This is a genomic window from Bacillus sp. CECT 9360, assembly GCF_918741275.1.
Taxonomy (GTDB): Bacteria; Bacillota; Bacilli; order Bacillales; family DSM-1321; genus Peribacillus.
Genome location: NZ_CAKKNA010000007.1, coordinates 111611 through 127929 on the forward strand (window position 1 = coordinate 111611; position 16319 = coordinate 127929).

The 16319-nt window shown below is 43.6% G+C and carries 17 protein-coding genes; 14 read left to right on the forward strand and 3 right to left on the reverse strand.

All coding sequences use genetic code 11. The annotated features are described in order from the left end of the window. Positions 1 to 33 precede the first annotated feature (33 nt). From LQ216_RS10380 to LQ216_RS10425, 10 genes are all read left to right on the forward strand, one after another. Positions 34 to 807: an SDR family oxidoreductase gene (locus LQ216_RS10380; protein ID WP_230129238.1), complete on the forward strand. Its 774-nt coding sequence runs from the start codon at positions 34 to 36 to the stop codon at positions 805 to 807. 92 nt (positions 808 to 899) lie between these two features. Further along, positions 900 to 2513: a long-chain fatty acid--CoA ligase gene (locus LQ216_RS10385; RefSeq protein ID WP_230129239.1), complete on the forward strand. Its 1614-nt coding sequence runs from the start codon at positions 900 to 902 to the stop codon at positions 2511 to 2513. An 88-nt stretch (positions 2514 to 2601) separates the two neighbouring features. Then, on the forward strand, positions 2602 to 3168 hold the full coding sequence (locus LQ216_RS10390; protein ID WP_230129240.1) for a TetR/AcrR family transcriptional regulator: 567 nt from the start codon (positions 2602 to 2604) through the stop codon (positions 3166 to 3168). A gap of 137 nt (positions 3169 to 3305) precedes the next feature. After that, positions 3306 to 4190, forward strand: coding sequence for a 3-hydroxyacyl-CoA dehydrogenase family protein (locus LQ216_RS10395; RefSeq protein ID WP_230129241.1), 885 nt, complete (start codon positions 3306 to 3308; stop codon positions 4188 to 4190). 38 nt (positions 4191 to 4228) lie between these two features. Then, positions 4229 to 4630, forward strand: coding sequence for a thioesterase family protein (locus LQ216_RS10400; RefSeq protein WP_230129353.1), 402 nt, complete (start codon positions 4229 to 4231; stop codon positions 4628 to 4630). 38 nt (positions 4631 to 4668) lie between these two features. Then, complete coding sequence (locus LQ216_RS10405; RefSeq protein WP_230129242.1) at positions 4669 to 5736, forward strand: phosphotransferase family protein; 1068 nt, start codon at positions 4669 to 4671, stop codon at positions 5734 to 5736. A gap of 7 nt (positions 5737 to 5743) precedes the next feature. Beyond that, on the forward strand, positions 5744 to 6490 hold the full coding sequence (locus tag LQ216_RS10410) for a 2-phosphosulfolactate phosphatase (RefSeq protein ID WP_230129243.1): 747 nt from the start codon (positions 5744 to 5746) through the stop codon (positions 6488 to 6490). Positions 6491 to 6519: 29 nt separating this feature from the next. Beyond that, positions 6520 to 7299 (forward strand): SDR family oxidoreductase, encoded by a 780-nt coding sequence (locus LQ216_RS10415; RefSeq protein ID WP_230129244.1) that lies wholly within the window; start codon positions 6520 to 6522, stop codon positions 7297 to 7299. 18 nt (positions 7300 to 7317) lie between these two features. Then, positions 7318 to 8097 carry an enoyl-CoA hydratase gene (locus LQ216_RS10420; protein WP_230129245.1) on the forward strand — a complete coding sequence of 260 codons (780 nt, stop codon included), beginning with the start codon at positions 7318 to 7320 and terminating at the stop codon, positions 8095 to 8097. Positions 8098 to 8106: 9 nt separating this feature from the next. Then, positions 8107 to 9087 (forward strand): NADPH:quinone oxidoreductase family protein, encoded by a 981-nt coding sequence (locus LQ216_RS10425; RefSeq protein ID WP_230129246.1) that lies wholly within the window; start codon positions 8107 to 8109, stop codon positions 9085 to 9087. A 318-nt stretch (positions 9088 to 9405) separates the two neighbouring features. On the opposite strand, the gene LQ216_RS10430 is transcribed toward LQ216_RS10425, so the two are convergent. Next, positions 9406 to 9756: a DUF3905 domain-containing protein gene (locus tag LQ216_RS10430; RefSeq protein ID WP_230129247.1), complete on the reverse strand. Its 351-nt coding sequence runs from the start codon at positions 9754 to 9756 to the stop codon at positions 9406 to 9408. Positions 9757 to 9902: 146 nt separating this feature from the next. Between LQ216_RS10430 and LQ216_RS10435 the strand changes: the two genes are divergently transcribed. After that, positions 9903 to 10061, forward strand: a complete 159-nt coding sequence (locus tag LQ216_RS10435; protein ID WP_230129359.1) for a hypothetical protein — start codon at positions 9903 to 9905, stop codon at positions 10059 to 10061. Beyond that, positions 10058 to 10207 carry a hypothetical protein gene (locus LQ216_RS10440; protein ID WP_230129248.1) on the forward strand — a complete coding sequence of 50 codons (150 nt, stop codon included), beginning with the start codon at positions 10058 to 10060 and terminating at the stop codon, positions 10205 to 10207. Before LQ216_RS10435 ends, LQ216_RS10440 begins: the two co-directional genes overlap by 4 nt. A 47-nt stretch (positions 10208 to 10254) precedes the next feature. On the opposite strand, the gene LQ216_RS10445 is transcribed toward LQ216_RS10440, so the two are convergent. Continuing rightward, positions 10255 to 11997: a B12-binding domain-containing radical SAM protein gene (locus LQ216_RS10445; RefSeq protein WP_230129249.1), complete on the reverse strand. Its 1743-nt coding sequence runs from the start codon at positions 11995 to 11997 to the stop codon at positions 10255 to 10257. 380 nt (positions 11998 to 12377) lie between these two features. Continuing rightward, the gene (locus LQ216_RS10450; RefSeq protein WP_230129250.1) at positions 12378 to 13430 is read right to left on the reverse strand and encodes an acyltransferase family protein; all 1053 of its coding nucleotides are present in this window, start codon (positions 13428 to 13430) and stop codon (positions 12378 to 12380) included. Between the two features lie 185 nt (positions 13431 to 13615). Here LQ216_RS10450 and LQ216_RS10455 point away from each other — a divergent pair, with 185 nt between their 5' ends. Together LQ216_RS10455 and LQ216_RS10460 are read left to right on the forward strand one after the other, a co-directional pair. Further along, positions 13616 to 15793, forward strand: coding sequence for a PAS domain-containing sensor histidine kinase (locus LQ216_RS10455; protein WP_230129251.1), 2178 nt, complete (start codon positions 13616 to 13618; stop codon positions 15791 to 15793). Between the two features lie 2 nt (positions 15794 to 15795). Next, a complete protein-coding gene (locus LQ216_RS10460; protein ID WP_230129252.1) occupies positions 15796 to 16293 on the forward strand; it encodes a methylated-DNA--[protein]-cysteine S-methyltransferase in 498 nt (165 codons plus the stop codon). Positions 16294 to 16319 lie beyond the last annotated feature (26 nt).

Sequence of the window (16319 nt, forward strand, 5' to 3'; positions counted from 1 at the left end):
GTTCCGAACCAGAATCGAAAGGCTGTGAAATTAATGAAGGTTATGGATCTATTTGATCTAACGGGAAAAACAGCAATCATTACCGGAGGAGGCAGAGGGCTAGGAGAGCAAATCGCTAGGGGCTTGGCTGAAGCAGGCGCAAATGTCGTGTTGTGCTCACGGAAAAAGGAAGCGTGTGAGGAAGTCGCGGAGGAGGTCCGGAAGTTAGGAGTTAAAGCGATCGCGTTAAAATGTGACATTTCAAATCCCGATGATGTCCAGGCAGTAGTGGATACGGCAAAAAGCGAATTTGGATCAATTGACATCCTTGTCAATAATAGTGGCGCAACATGGGGGGCACCTGCAGAAGAAATGCCTCTTGAAGCATGGAATAAAGTGATAAATGTGAATGTCACCGGGACGTTCATCATGAGCCAAGCAGCAGGTAAGGTCATGATTGAACAAGGCGGCGGAAAAATTATTAACATTGCATCGGTGGCGGGACTTGGGGGCACTGACCCGAGGGTTATGGACACAATCGGCTATAACACAAGCAAGGGTGCTGTTATTACTTTTACGAAGGATCTCGCAGTTAAATGGGGGCGGCATAATATAAACGTTAATGCGATTGCACCCGGGTTTTTCCCGACCAAAATGTCTAAGGTCCTGATTGAAAAGGGCAAGGATCCCATCCTTGGTTCAACCCCGCTAAAACGTTTCGGGACAGAGGATGATCTAAAGGGAGTTGCCCTGTTCCTGGCATCAAACGCCTCGAATTATGTGACAGGCGATGTATTGGTGGTCGATGGGGGAGGCCACGCCATGTAAAGTGAATTTTTATGAAATGAAAGAAATTTTGCGACAGCGATGCTTATGCTTTAGGTTCTAAATAACTATCATTTTGATATGGAGGTTTTTTAATGAGAAAAAAATCCTGGCTGTCAGCATATCCAGATTCGGTTGCAAAGGAAGTTGAGATCCCTGATATTACCATTCCGCAAGTTCTCCAAGAAACCACAAAAAATTATCCTACAAACAATGCCATCACTTTTTATACAAAGAAGATCTCCTATCAAGAATTGTTATTCGCCGTGAATTTATTTGCCTCTTCCCTGCAAAAAAACGGCATTCAAAAAGGAGACCGGGTGGCTATCATGCTGCCGAACTGTCCACAGTATGTTATTGCTTATTATGGCGTTTTATCTGTCGGCGGCATCGTTACACAGGTCAATCCGATGCTCGTTGAGAGGGAAATCAAATATATCTTGAATGATTCAGGCGCTGAGACGATTATTGTGTTTGATGCTTTATATCCAAAGGTAAAACAGGTCCAGCCAACTACGAATCTTAAAAATATCATTGTTGTAAGTCTGCAGCCATCTGAACATGATTTCGCACCGGATCATACATTTGACGGGTTTTTAAAAGAAGGAAGCGGGCAGGTTACGCCTGTCGATATGGAACCAGAACATGATATCGCGGTCTTGCAATACACCGGGGGAACGACGGGTCGTTCCAAGGGAGCGATGCTGACTCATCGGAACATTCTTGCAAATGTGATCCAATCCTATGAGTTTTTCAAGCATGAATTGGAATTTGGAAAAGAGCGTGTATTGACGATTATTCCTTTATTTCATGTTTTCGGGATGACCTCGGCTATGAATTTAGCGATTTACACAGGCGGGGATTCGATCATGCTTCCACGATTTGAGCTGGAAGAGGTATTAAACACAATCAAGAAAGAGCAGCCGACCATTTTTCCGGGTGTACCAACGATGTATGTGGCAATCACGAATCATCCGAAGGCTGAAGAGTATGGGATTGATTCCATCCGTTCATGCAACAGCGGAAGCGCTCCGATGCCGGTTGAGTTGTTAAAGGAATTCGAAAGCAAAACAGGATCGCAGATTCTCGAAGGCTACGGGCTGTCCGAAGCATCTCCAGCAACGCACTGCAATCCACCTTTCGCTGAAAGAAAGCCTGGAAGCGTTGGAGTCGGCTTCCCTTCGACCGACTACAAGGTGGTCGATTTGGCTACAGGGGCGGAAGAGGTTCCGGTCGGGGAGCTTGGTGAATTGGTCATCAAAGGCCCTCAGGTCATGAAAGGCTATTGGAATATGCCGGAAGAAACGGCTGTTACTTTAAAAGATGGTTGGCTTTATACGGGCGATATCACGAGAATGGATGAAGATGGCTATCTTTACATCGTGGACCGTAAAAAGGATTTAATCATTGCAAGCGGATATAATATCTATCCGCGCGACATAGAAGAAGTCATTTATGAACATCCTTCCGTTCAGGAGGCTGTCGTAATCGGCATTCCGGATGCTTACCGTGGAGAGACCGTAAAAGCGGTCCTTGTTCTAAAAGCGGGAAAAACCGCAACTTCTGAAGAAATTATCGAGTTTTGCAAAAAGAATATGGCTACTTATAAAGTTCCGAGCGTTGTTGAATTCCGGGAACAGCTTCCTAAAACAAACGTCGGCAAAATTTTGCGCCGCGCTTTGAGGGAAGAAGCTACTGCTGCAAAGTAATTCGAAAAAAGGATCCTTATAATAAGAACGGCATCGGGTATGGTATAATTTCAGTGACATTTTGCAGGCAGATTGTGAGGATACTTGAGTGAAAGAGAAAATTACGGAGCATAGCATTCGGCTATTTGAAAAAAAGGGATTTAGCGAGACATCGATTCAGGATATAGTGGATTCCATCGGCGTAACAAAAGGAACCTTTTATTATTATTTTTCCAGCAAGGAAGAATTGCTGTTGGATATCCATCTTCGTTATATTGATGAGCTGCTCAGCCATCAGGAGGGAATTCTGCGGGATGAAACAAAAAGCAGTAAGGAAAAGGTATATGATCTTGTTTATATGCTAATTAACAGCATCAAGAGCCAGGGTTCAAGTGCCAAAGTGTTCTTTCGTGAAATGCAAAATCTGAGCGAGGAAAGATTGTCTCAAATTATCCCTAAGCGTGACCAATTCCGTTTTAATATCGAGGCGGTTCTGGATGAAGGCATCAAAAAAGGGGAATTCCGGGCTGGACTGAATGCCCGAATTGTAACCTTTGGCATTCTTGGTGCGGCAAACTGGAGCTACCAGTGGTTTAATCCGGCTGGCAGCATGTCTGAAAAAGAAGTGACAGACATTTTTGTGGAAATGATTTTAAAGGGAATCGAAACAGATTGATAAATTTTAGCAAGACTTTAGGCGGAGAGTATGCGTAGTGCCACTTGTGCAGGCAGGAGAATTTTAAGCTTTCCTGCCTCATTGTTACATACCACATACTAACCGGTTAGTTTATGTAGAAAAAAGGAGGAATAGCTTTGACCAACGAAAAAATCCAATCTATTTCTGTGATCGGGGCAGGGCAAATGGGACATCAGATTGCCATGCTTTCCGCACTGGGCGGATATGAAACGATTCTCCAGGATGTACAGGAGAGCGCATTGAAAAAGGCGGAGGAAAAACTCCATGAGATATTGGATAAGTGGGTGCTGAAAGGGAAGCTGACGGAAGATGATAAGCTTGCTTCATTCGGGCGTTTACGATTTTCGACTAACCTGGAAGAGGCAGCCTCCAAAGCCGATTTGATTATCGAAGCAGTCGTTGAGAAGCTCGAAGTAAAGAGAGAAGTATTTTCGCAGCTCGAAAAATTCGCTCCTGCCCATGCTATTTTTGCGACCAATAGCTCGACGATCGTTAGCAGTCTGCTTTCTGATGTCACCAACCGCCCTGATAAGATGCTGAACATGCACTTTTTCTTTCCGCCGCTCGTCATGGACTGTGTGGAGGTTGTCAAGAGTGAGGCAACCTCTGAGGATACAGCCAGGACTGCGATGGAAGTTTGCGAGAGAATGAACAGGACGGCTGTGTTATTGAGAAAAGAAATTTCAGGCTTTATCGCAAACCGTATCTTGGGAGCGCTTCAAAAGGAGGCGGTTTATTTATTTGAAAACGGTTATGCCGATTTTAAAGAAATTGACATAATCTGCCGCAAGGCCTTGAGCCATCCGATCGGCCCGTTTGAAATCATGGACCTTTCGGGAATTGACGTTGGTTATTTCGTCATGCAGCAGCGCTTCAAGGAAACGGGCAATCCGGAAGACAAGCCGGCTGCTTGCATTGAAGAAAAAGTAAAACAGGGCCATCTGGGCAGAAAAACCGGGGAAGGCTGGTACGAATATCAAAAAGAAGGGGTAAAGAATTAATTCCTGCTTCACCATCGCAAAAGGGAGAGGAAAAGATGATACAGGAGATAGAAGTAACCGTTCGTTTCTGTGAAACAGACGCATTGGGGCATATCAATAATACGAGTTATTTTATCTACCTTGAGGAAGCGCGTATCAAATTTTTTGAATCGCTCGGATACAGCATGGATAAGAACGAATGGAATTTCATCATGGCTTCCACAAAATGTGACTTTGTCAATCAGGGATATTTTAACCAAATTCTTACTGTTTCGACGTATGTCACGAAAATTGGTACAAAAAGCTTTGAAATATATCACGAAATTATTTGTTCCCAAACCGGCCAGCTAATCGCAAAGGGAAATGCAATCATTGTCTTCTTTGATTTTAAGGATCAAAGGAGCAAGCCGATTCCAGATCTTTTGCGGGAAGGGCTTAAGAGTTATCTCATGGACAGTTAGGTGTCTGAATATTGGAACTTCAAGGAGGAAGTGGAGATATGTCTTATAAAATCGGTGAAGATACGATTCCTGTCAGAAAGGGCGAAGAACTGGACCATGTTTTGTTAGAGAAGTATTTACGCGCAAAGATTGATGAACTTCCTGAGGCCCCGCTTGAAATGCTGCAATTCCCCGCTGGCCATTCCAATTTGACCTATCAATTAAAAATCGGCGAGTGGGAAGCCGTTCTGAGAAGGCCGCCGCTCGGCCCTGTCGCCCCAAAAGCCCATGATATGAAAAGGGAGCATTTCATCATTTCCGAGCTTCATCCCCACTTTCAGCCTGCACCGAAGCCGATCTTATTTTCGGATGACGAGACAATTGTTGGAAGTCCATTTTTCATTATGGAAAGAAAACAAGGCCTTGTCTTTGACACATCTTTCCCGGAAGGTTTTGAAGCCTCGGAAGAAAATTGCCGAAACCTATCGGAAATAATGGTCGACAAGCTTGTCGAGTTGCACTCGATCCCTTATCAGGATACAGGGCTTGCTTCGATCAGCAAACCGGCAGGATTTATGGAGAGGCAGGTCCAAGGGTGGATTTCTCGATATCTCCGGGCAAAAACAGATGAAATCCCTGAAGTGGAGCCGCTGCTTAAATGGCTGACCGGGCATATTCCATCTGATGGCGAAGCAACGATTATCCATTATGATTATAAGTTAAATAACGCCATGTTTAATGAAGGTGTAACCGAGATGGTTGGCCTGTTTGACTGGGAGATGACGACAGTAGGAGACCCGTTGGCCGACTTAGGTGTGGCCATGGGCTATTGGACAGAAAAAAACGATCCGGCCATGCTAAAGTCTGGACTAGGCAAGCCTTCTGTCACTGTCCATGAGGGCTTTTTGACAAGAAAGCAATTTATTGAAGCGTATGCGAAAAAAAGCGGCAGGGATGTATCGAATATCGGATTTTATCTAACCTTTGCCTACTTTAAGCTAGCTGTCATCTGTCAGCAAATCTATTACCGCTATCAAAAAGGGCAGACAAACGATCCGCGTTTTTCTCATTTCAATTCATTCGTAAGAAGTTTGGTCATTCATAGCGCGAGCATTGCGAAAAGGTAAGCATAATATGAAAAAAATTCACTTGCTTGTAAAGAAAGAAGAAATTAATGAAAAAAAAATGGCCGATGGAGAGAAAATCGCCGTTGTTCTTGATGTCCTACTTGCGACAACGACGATCGTATCCGCTCTTAAAGATGGTGCCTCTGAAGTCATACCGGTGCTGAATCTACAGGAAGCCTTAGGTTACCAAAAGCAGAACGGTTCTGACTCATTCCTCTTAGCGGGAGAACTCCAGGCGAAGCCGGTAGACGGCTTTATTTATCCGAGTCCCGCTATTATCCGTAAGGAAGTCAATGGCAAGATCCTGGTTCTTTCTACGACAAACGGTACGGTTGCGTTAAGAAAATCAGCAGGAGCAAGCGCTGTTTATATTGCTTCGCTGTTGAACAATCCGTTTGTTGTCGGGGAGATCGCAAAAACCTGGCAGCAAGGGACAGTCATTGTCGTATGCTCCGGCAATTCAGGAGAAGTGAGCTTAGAAGATTTGTATGGCGCGGGCCATTTTATCGATTGCCTTTTAAAAGAACAGGATGAAGAAATGGAAATAACGGATGCAGCTCTTGCGGCTCTTTCCTTATACAGAGGAAACAGAGAGGATGCTTATGAAGTTCTGAAATCCTCATACGTAGGAAGGATGTTTGACAAATACCAGTTTGAATCGGAATTAAAATTTGCCTCTCAAAAAGGCGTCGTCAATTTGGCGCCAAAATTAGAAAACGGAAAAATTGTCATAGTTGCTCCTGTTCAACAATAAATAAAACCGAAAAGCTTAGGGGGAAGAATATGAGATTTTCTCAGTCTGTAGCACTTATTACGGGTGCGGGCACGGGAATCGGCAAGGCTACAGCCCTTAGATTGGCCAATGAAGGAGCCAGGGTAATCTTGGTGGGCAGAACCAGATCGAAGCTTGAGGCTGTGGCTCACCAGATTAATTCCGCGAAAAGAATCCCTGTGGCGGAAATCTTTCCGGCTGATGTAACCGTTGATGAAGATGTGAAAGAATTGGCGGAATATGTGGATCAGCAATTCGGTGATTTGCACATTTTAATCAACAATGCGGGCGGTTCAAAACACTCCAGGGTCCTCGAGACGTCTGAACAGGATTGGGATGACGTTCAAAGCGTCAACTTGAAAAGCGTGTTCTTGGTTTCAAAGCATCTTGGCAAAGTAATGGCGGATGCCGCTTCCAAGGAAGACAACGATCCTGTTAACCGGGCGATCGTAAATGTGGCTTCGCTTTCAGGTCACCAGGCAGGAGCCCATATTCCACACTATAGTTCTGCGAAAGCAGGGGTGATCAACTTGACTAAATCGTTAGCTCTAGAGCTGGGACCTTACCATATCCGTGTAAACTCGGTTTCGCCAGGGTTTGTCGAAACTCCCTTGACGGAAGAAGGATTGCAAAATGAAAAATTCCTAAAAGCCATCCAGCGCAATACAGTATTAAGAAGAGTGGCCCGAGCAGATGAGATTGCCAATGTGATCGCGTTCGCCGCATCGCCGGAAGCTTCCTATATGACCGGGAGCGACCTGCTTGTCGATGGCGGCTGGCTGATCATGTAATATGAAGGAGGAGAAATAATGGGAAAAGAAGATTTATTGGTTACGATTGAAGGTACAATCATGAGGGTCACGTTAAATCGACCGGATAGCTTAAATGCATTTAGCCCCGACATGATAATCGGCCTTCAGGGAGCTATCAAGGAAGCTGAAATAAATCCTGAAGTAAGGGTGATTGTCTTATCGGGTGCGGGAAGATCGTTTACGGCCGGGGGCGATGTTAAAACGATGGGGCAATCATCTGCCACGGAGGTTTACGATCACATCGGGCGGTTAAACCAGCTTATCCTGGCGATGAAGGAAACAGAAGTCCCGATCATCGCAGCGGTTCATGGCTTCGCGGCCGGGGCAGGCTTTAATCTGGCGCTTGCCTGTGATTTGATCATCGCGGCGGATGACAGTAAATTTGCCTTGAGCTTTTCAAAGGTAGGTCTAATTTCAGATGGCGGTGGATCATACTTTGTCCCGAGGCTGATTGGCCCTCACCTGGCCAAACAACTTTTTTTCAGTGGAGAAGCGGTTTCCGCCGAAAGGCTTTATCAGCTGGGAGTCATCAATCAACTGGTGCCGTCGGAAATATTGCAGGAAGAAACGATTAAATACGCGACAACCCTTGCTGAGGGACCAACTAGGTCATATGGAATGATCAAGAAACTAATCAATCATTCCTTTACGTCAAGCCTGGAGGAAATCCTAGAACAAGAACGAATCACGCAAACGATGATGGTCACAACCGAGGATCATCAGGAAGGGATTGCGGCATTCAGTGAGAAACGAAAAGCGGTTTTTAAAGGAAAGTGAGGAGAAGGAATGAAAGCGATCCAGTTAAAAGAATACGGCGGCCCCGAAGTATTAAATAAAATCGAAGTCGATAAACCCGTCCCGAAAGGACATGAAGTGCTGGTTGAGGTGCATGCGGTCGGCGTCAATTATGCGGACACCGCCCGTCGGGAAGGCCAATACGTAGTCCCGACGCCGCTTCCTTTTATCCCGGGTGCGGAAATTGCCGGTGTAGTGAAAGAGGTGGGCGAAAAGGTAACTAAAATACAGCCGGGTACCAGGATAGTCAGTCTGATAGAATCCGGCGGATATTCTGAGTTCGCCTTATCAGATGAATTTTCCGTCATTCCCCTTCCGAATAATGTGGATTTTCATCAAGCCGTAGCACTCCCGCTTCAGGGACTGAGTGCCTATCATGTACTGAAGACGATGGGCAGGCTTGAGCCGGGCGAAACGGTCCTTGTCCATGCCGCGGCCGGTGGAGTCGGCACGATAGCTGTTCAGCTTGCCAAGCTTTTTGGTGCTGGCAAGGTAATCGCGACAGCCAGTTCAGCGGAAAAGCTTGATTTGGCAAAAAGCATGGGAGCCGACGTTTTGATTGACTATACGAAGGAAGGTTGGGAAAAGGGTGTACTGGAAGCAACAGAAGGCAAGGGCGTCGACATTGCTCTGGAAATGGCCGGAGGAGATGTGTTCAACAAAACGCTCAAATGCCTCGCTACATTTGGCCGGATCGTCGTGTTCGGCAATGCCAGCGGCGAGCAGGTGGAATTTAATCCAGCTCTGCTTATGCGGAGGAACCAGTCCGTTATTGGCTTTTTTCTGCCCCAAATCATGAGAAAGCCCGACCTGCTGCTTCCGAGTATCCAGGAATTGTTTACCTATGTAGCAGAAGGGAAGCTAAAACTGATCATTGGCGGTGTCTATCCTCTTGAAGAAGCCGCGAATGTGCATACCATATTGCAATCGCGCCAAACGAAGGGCAAATTGATTTTAGAAGTGAAAAAATAACCTAAGATAAGCGAGCTGGGCCCCCCTGTCCAGCTCTTTCTTTGTGATAGAAGGATGTCGCAAATACATTTACCGAGCACAAATTCGATGATCGAGCAGAAATTCGAATGATCGAGCAGAAATTCAGATAATCGAGCAGAAATTCGGATGAACGAGCACAAATTCAGATAATCGAGCAGAAATTCGAATGAACGAGCACAAATCTAAATAATCGAGCAGAATCCGGATCATCGAGCACAAATTAAAATAATCGAGTAGAGATTTTAATTAAAGCTCATAAATGTCCAGATAAGTATCAAAAATCCAGTCCAAATCTTATTAATCCGTCCCCCTGCTCACATCCTGCATCGGATGCATGAACGGATAGTCTTGTGGAGTGCTTTTTTTCTCGAGAAGCTCACGATTTTCTGTGGTATTCCAGCCGATATCATTTGTCGGATGAACCCATTCATCACCTGCCATGATTTCCGGGTCGGTTTTTTCGCTCCAATTCTCAAGCGGTGAATTCTTAGAGGCGTATTTACTGTCGCCAATCACCACTCCATAAGAGTTTACAAACGGGGCATTCTTCTTGATTCCCGTTCCTTTAAAGCTCGGCGCGTTGATCTGATGCGGCTGGGTCTCGTCCAAAACAGGCGATGAAAGTCCGTTCCCTTTTTTGTTTTTCATACATTCCTCCATTGTTTTTAAAAAGTATTTTTCCCCGGTGATATAGAAATATGAATAAACCGGTTGCTTTTAACCCCATTCTAAAAGGAGGCTTCTGTAATCTGAGGTCTTTTCTATCTTCTAGAAAAAAGAGGAGGATGAATATTATGAAAAGAAAAGCTAATTTTGATGGTGCGGTTAAAACCAGTAAAACACCTTACCGGAATCAGTCGGAACAGGAATTTTCCAATGAATTTGCGGCCGGCGAAGAGGCAATGAAGGGTGCCAACCGAAACTCGAAGCAGGGGAGAAAAGGTAGAGGATGATGAAAAACGGAAAGAAAAAAGAGACGGAAAAACACACCGCATCCAATGTCCGGGAAGAATTTGGTATTGAATTTACTGGGGATATGAACGCTGACAAAATATATGATATTCTTCTTTCCGGAAAGAAAGATAAAGGTCGTAAATAAGTAAAAGATGGCCGTGTGCAAAGCTCACGGCCATCTTTCAAAATAAGTTATTTAGCGAATGGAAAAATTTGCGATCCCTTTCCTGCGGGGTCAAAGTATGCAAGCATGACCGTCGGGTTAGGTTCAATTATCCCTGTTTCCAAGTAACTCTTCAGATCAAAGGGGACTTCTTCCAACATCGTGTGCTTAAATAATTCTTTTTCGGTCAGCGCAAGCGCTACAAATTCCTGTCCAAGGACCGAAGGTTTTGCTAATATGCTTTCATAAATGCCAGATCGGTCTGCTTTATCAAATGTTTGGTCCCACCACGGTTTGCGGGGCTTATATTTTTGACCGTTAAAATAATCGTATTTCATCAGCCCGACCGCAGTCCCCAGCATCGCTGGGTTAACGGTCTCTAAAAATTGAAGCAGGCGTCTGAACAAGTCTTCAAGCTGATGGCCGATTCTTGCCCAGCCCTGTTTATCCCAGTAAGTGCCGAATTCCTGGAAAAAGTCAAACGGGGAGGAGAAAGCCTGTTTGACCAAAAATTCGACGGTCATATCCATGCGATGGTCATTCCAGTATTTCTCGAGGACATCCTCCACCTGTTTGATGCGGACGATATCATCGAAGGATAAGACGTTATTCCCAAGAATTTCATACGGAGAATGGTCGCTGAAAACATAGTTATGATCCTTCGCGCGGATTCTCAATCCTGTTCCGCGGAGCATTTTCAAAAAGCCGAGCTGAAGCTCTTCGGGACGGAGCGCAAACACATCATTGAATGTTTTGCGAAAAGAATGGTAGTCTTCCTCGGGAAGCCCGGCAATCAAATCGAGATGCTGGTCGATTTTTTCGCCTTCTTTGACCATTGTTACTGTCCGTTTCAACTTTTCGAAGTTTTGCTTCCGCATTACGAGCTCGTTTGTATAGTCATTCGTAGATTGCACGCCGATTTCAAAACGGAATAGTCCGGCTGGCGCATGATCGTTTAAGAACTGGATCACTTCAGGGCGCATGATGTCCGCTGTGATTTCAAATTGAAAGACTGTACCGGGACGATGTTCGTCGATTAGAAATTGAAACATTTCCATTGCGTAGCTTCGGCTTATGTTGAACGTCCGGTCGACAAACTTGATCGTCTTCGCCCCGTTTTTCATGAGGTAGCGAATATCTTCCTTCACTTTTTCCCGGTCAAAATACCTGACGCCCACTTCAATCGAAGAAAGACAAAATTGGCAGTTAAACGGGCAGCCTCTGCTTGTTTCCACATAATTGACCCGTTTTGAAAGGTGAGGAATGTCTTCTTCGAACCGGAAAGGGGATGGAAGCTCCTTTAAGTCCAGTTTTTCCGCTTGGGGATGGATCACCTTTTTGCCGTCTTTCCTGTAGGCAATCCCGGATACCCTTGTGTAGTCTTTGTTTCCATGAAGCTCTGTTAATAGCTTTCTGAATGTGGTCTCGCCTTCACCGATCACGATGAAGTCCGCTTCTGGTATTTTTTCTAGCCATTCCGAGACATCATACGTCACTTCGGGACCTCCAAGGATTATGACGAGCTCCGGATTAATTTTCTTAAGCAGTTGAATGACTTTTATCGTTTCTTCAATGTTCCAAATATAACAGCTGAAGCCGATAATATCCGGTTTTTTTGAATAAAGGTCGCCGACGATGTTCATAATTGGGTCTTTAATCGTGTATTCTGCAAGCTGCACATCAAAATCAGGGGCAGCGTATGCCTTTAAATATCGAATCGATAGGCTTGTATGAATGTATTTAGCATTTAAAGTGGCAATGATTGTGTTCATATGTAGGCAGCGTAATTACGCGTATCTCCTTTCGCATAGGGTGTAGGTTTGAACTGAACTAACACTCTATTCTATCACAGTATCGCCAATTGGAAAGCTGAAAATAACTTGGCTGCTAGGAAGTATGGTACCATCCAACCAGTATACATAGGCTCACAAAAATGATTTATTGGATATTGGTATGATTATAAGAAAAAAGCGTCCCGAGCCGGGACGCTTTTTAACAAAGATAAGAAAGTATAAAATTTTCAACATGTATTGATGTCTAGCGTAAGCAGCCCAGCCCCTCGAGGTCATAAGTCACCCCTCTCCGGAGGGCGGGCTCTCCTACGAGGTACGCCTTATGCTGGTCGGGGCTGAACAGGGCGCTTGCGCTTTTCTTATGTTGATGATTGTTTCTGCCATCTTTTCTTATAAAATTTAATATACATACGGATACTCGCCATTAATCTTTTCGTACGGGAGAACTCCAGTTCAATAACAGGCTGGGCGATTGAAGCAATGAACTTGCTTGATAATATAATCGTAATGAGTAGTGATATGCCGGCGAGCATGACAAAGTTTTCAAGGTTGGTGAAGTAACTTTGGAACTCACTCTCCCGGAAAAATCGGACGAGGAATCCATGAAGCAAGTAAACATATAAAGTCTGTTTCCCCCATTGTGTAAAGAAATATTGTCCTCTTGGAACAAAGGCCAAAAAGCTGAAAACCATGACCAGGCTTAATCCATAGAAGCCGAGTCGTTTAAACATGGATATGATACTGATCGCCTCAAGTTCTGAGTATGGTTTAGAACCTAACAGCCACTTATAGTTGATGTCGGGATTAATATAGAAGCCGGCAAAGACAACGGCCATGATCACGAATGCCACGCTGCGTACCTTGATTGTAAGTAGTTGTTTTATATGGTCTTTTGACAAGTGATAGCCAATCAAAAACAACGGAAAAAAAACAAACGTTCTCGAAAGGCTTAAATAGTTGGAAACTGAATCGACATACCCGACGAGAAGGGCAACCATAAACGCAATGAGAATGCCTGTCGCCGCTTTAAGCTTGGAAAATCCAAGAAGCATAATGTTCCAGCAGAATAGGCTGATCAGAAACCAAAGGGACCAATGCGGGTCAAGAAAATCGATGGTCAACTTGGATTCGCTATATAAATAATAATAATAAACGGTATAAATAAGCTGGAAAATAATATATGGAAGTATTAATTTTTTCGTAATTTTGGGCAGATACCCTTTCTCGTAAATCCCTTTGGCAAAAAAGCCGGAGACAAGGATGAAAGCTGGCATATGGAATGTGTATATCGTTTTATACAAGGAATAGATTAATTCATTATCGTTCACGTAAGATTTTAGCAGATGACCAAATACGACAAAAGCAATCAGTAAAAACTTTGCATTATCAAAAAAATAATCTCGTTGTCTCATGTTCCCCTCCGTTAATGCTTTATTCAAAAATAGCCATGTTATTATTCTTAATACCCGCCATTATAGAAAATAAAGCGTCTAATTAAACATGTAATTTTACCCATTTTTTATTCAACTATAGGAAAATTAGACATCGATGTAGAATATTGGAGATAAAAGTGGTTTTTCGGAGGATTGAGGCTAACATGGAGAATGAAGCCATTATTGGCTATAAAAAAGAAATTGAAAAATTGAATAATCAAATGGATCAATTTAAAGAATTAATCGATAACACATTAGAGTCCCTGATTTTAGTGGATAAAAATAGGTCGCTTATTTACGCTAATTTAGAAGCGTGTTCATTGTTGAATATTTCAAAGGCAGATATTCCTACGAGCAAACTTACTGACTTCCTGCAGGATATCCCGGAAAATGTTCTCGCTTATCAGGAAAAAAAGATTATTGAGGACGGAATTTATAAAGATGAATGGGTTGTTCAGCTTCCTGAAGGTGAGAAAAAACAGATTGAATTTATCGGTTTACCTTATGGCCGGCAGGGTGAAAAGATTTTCTATAGGCTGCGGGACGTAACAGCGGAACGGGCGCTATTGCAAGAACGAATGATGACGACCCAGATGTTTCTCGATGTGTTTAATAAAGCCGTGGATTGTATCATCATTTACGACAAAAATGGAATCATCATTGATGCGAATGATTCATTTTGCAAAACGATGCTTTTGGAAAAGCATGAACTGGTAGGGAAGAACATCTTGGAATTTATTGCCCCATCCCAGGAAGATGATTGGAGTAAGGGCATGGAAAAGGTTGTTTCTCTGGGGACTTGGACAGGGGAAATTGAAATGACCCCGGCCTATGGGAAAATCAGATTTGAATATTCTACGAGCTCTAATATATTTAACAAGCATTATATGTCGATTTTTAGAAATATAACAGAAAAAGAAATCTTTGAGAAAAAATTAAAAAAAAGTGAACAAATTTTTTCCGACTTATTTGACCAAACGATGGATGCTATCGTTTTTTGGGATGAAAACGGTTTTATTTTCCGAGTGAATGACGCGGCTTGTAAAATCTTTGAATCAAAACGCGAGCATCTTGTCGGCAGGCACATATATGCTTACGTTTATAAAAAAGACAAAAAGTTCGAGGCTATGGCTGAAGCTTTCCGTGAAAAGGGAGAGGTCCGGGATGAGCTTCTTTACTACATGCCGAACGGGCAGTTAAAGCTGCTTGAATTAACAGCTAAAATGCATTCCAGTGAGGGCTATAACATTACAATTTTCAGGAATGTGAGTGAACGGTGGAAGATTGAAAAAAAACTGAGGAAAAGCGAGAAAAAGTTCCGTAAAATATTCGAGGGTTCGTTGGATGGAATGTTACTCTGGAACAAATTTGGCTTTGCGGATATTAACGAACTAGGTGCTAATGTACTGGAATTGCCGAAAGAAAAAATCTTGTCCATGACAGTGGATGAGATATTACAAATGATCCCGGAAAATATTAAAAAGATGAACAGTCATATCGAGAATGTCATGGAGAATGGACAGGATAAAACCACCGTTCCTATTACTTTTGAAGCCGGGAAAATTAAATACATCGAGTTTTCGACGAGAAAAAACCTGTATTACGGGTTGCATTTGACGATATTCCGGGACGTGACCGAGCATTTGGAACTGCAGGAGCAAATCCGCAAATCTGATACGTTAAGCGTTGTTGGGGAGCTTGCCGCAGGGATCGCACATGAAATAAGGAACCCGATGACTGCTCTGAAAGGGTTTATACAGCTCCTGCAAGGCAGCGTGAAGGAAGACTTTTCAACCTATTTTAATGTTATCACTTCAGAATTGCAGAGGATTGAAAACATTATTACTGAATTTCTGGTGCTGGCAAAACCGCAGGCATTGAGGTACTTTAAACAAAATTTGAACGGGATCATGCATGAAACTCTGGAACTGCTTAGAGCTCAGGCTTTGTTGGACAATATTCAATTCCACACTTCCTTTGAAGAAGAGAAATTTATGATTTTCTGTGAAGGGAATCAGTTAAAACAAGTTTTTATCAATATCGTCAAAAATGCGATAGAAGTTTCGCCGGATGGCGGTCATATTTACGTTGCGATAAAGCGCGAAGAGGAACATGTTCGGATTTCGATTATGGATGAAGGAGGAGGAATTTCGGAAGAAAAAATCAAGAGGTTGGGAGAGCCGTTTTATACGACAAAGGAACGGGGAACTGGACTCGGGTTGATGGTTAGCTATAAAATAGTAGAAGAACATAAAGGATGGGTTGAAGTGGAAAGCGATGAAGGCAAAGGCACAACGTTTCATATCCTTCTTCCGTTCACTATGAATCAAGAGGAGTTATAGCCATGGCAGCTTTATTCTATAGTGTATATGAAAACCCGCTCGTCGGCAGGTTATATCTAATTGCGAGTGAGACGGAGCTAATTACGATATCAATAGGAGAGCCGGATTTTCTTCAGAGTTGCAGGAAGTATCCGTGCAGCCGTAGGGATGACATGCCCATTTTTCCCACGCTTGCTTCATTGTTTGACCGTTATTTTTCAGGTGAAGATATCGATTTTCTGCTGCCGCTCTTTAGCAGCGGGACTGAATTTCAAAAAGCGGTATGGGGAGAAATCAGCAAGATCCCCTATGGCGAAACGAGAACATACAGTGAAATTGCCATGTCAATCAATCGCCCTAAAGCTGTAAGGGCAGTTGGACAGGCTAGCCGTGCTAATCCGTTTCCCTTCATTGTTCCATGCCACCGGGTGATTGGCAAGAATGGATCGCTGACAGGCTATGCTGGCAGTAAAACCCCTATAAAAGAAAGCCTTTTAAAGCTGGAAAAGGCGATTGTCTAGATAGAAGCGGAAGCACTTCGGCAAAG

Coding starts and splice junctions, on each gene's coding strand:
- LQ216_RS10425 (WP_230129246.1), top strand. CDS start 8,107: ATGAAAGCGATCCAGTTAAAAGAATACGGCGGCCCCGAAGTATTAAAT.
- LQ216_RS10450 (WP_230129250.1), bottom strand. CDS start 13,430: ATGAGACAACGAGATTATTTTTTTGATAATGCAAAGTTTTTACTGATT.
- LQ216_RS10380 (WP_230129238.1), top strand. CDS start 34: ATGAAGGTTATGGATCTATTTGATCTAACGGGAAAAACAGCAATCATT.
- LQ216_RS10455 (WP_230129251.1), top strand. CDS start 13,616: ATGGAGAATGAAGCCATTATTGGCTATAAAAAAGAAATTGAAAAATTG.
- LQ216_RS10410 (WP_230129243.1), top strand. CDS start 5,744: ATGAAAAAAATTCACTTGCTTGTAAAGAAAGAAGAAATTAATGAAAAA.
- LQ216_RS10440 (WP_230129248.1), top strand. CDS start 10,058: ATGATGAAAAACGGAAAGAAAAAAGAGACGGAAAAACACACCGCATCC.
- LQ216_RS10420 (WP_230129245.1), top strand. CDS start 7,318: ATGGGAAAAGAAGATTTATTGGTTACGATTGAAGGTACAATCATGAGG.
- LQ216_RS10430 (WP_230129247.1), bottom strand. CDS start 9,756: ATGAAAAACAAAAAAGGGAACGGACTTTCATCGCCTGTTTTGGACGAG.
- LQ216_RS10435 (WP_230129359.1), top strand. CDS start 9,903: ATGAAAAGAAAAGCTAATTTTGATGGTGCGGTTAAAACCAGTAAAACA.
- LQ216_RS10415 (WP_230129244.1), top strand. CDS start 6,520: ATGAGATTTTCTCAGTCTGTAGCACTTATTACGGGTGCGGGCACGGGA.
- LQ216_RS10405 (WP_230129242.1), top strand. CDS start 4,669: ATGTCTTATAAAATCGGTGAAGATACGATTCCTGTCAGAAAGGGCGAA.
- LQ216_RS10385 (WP_230129239.1), top strand. CDS start 900: ATGAGAAAAAAATCCTGGCTGTCAGCATATCCAGATTCGGTTGCAAAG.
- LQ216_RS10460 (WP_230129252.1), top strand. CDS start 15,796: ATGGCAGCTTTATTCTATAGTGTATATGAAAACCCGCTCGTCGGCAGG.
- LQ216_RS10445 (WP_230129249.1), bottom strand. CDS start 11,997: ATGAACACAATCATTGCCACTTTAAATGCTAAATACATTCATACAAGC.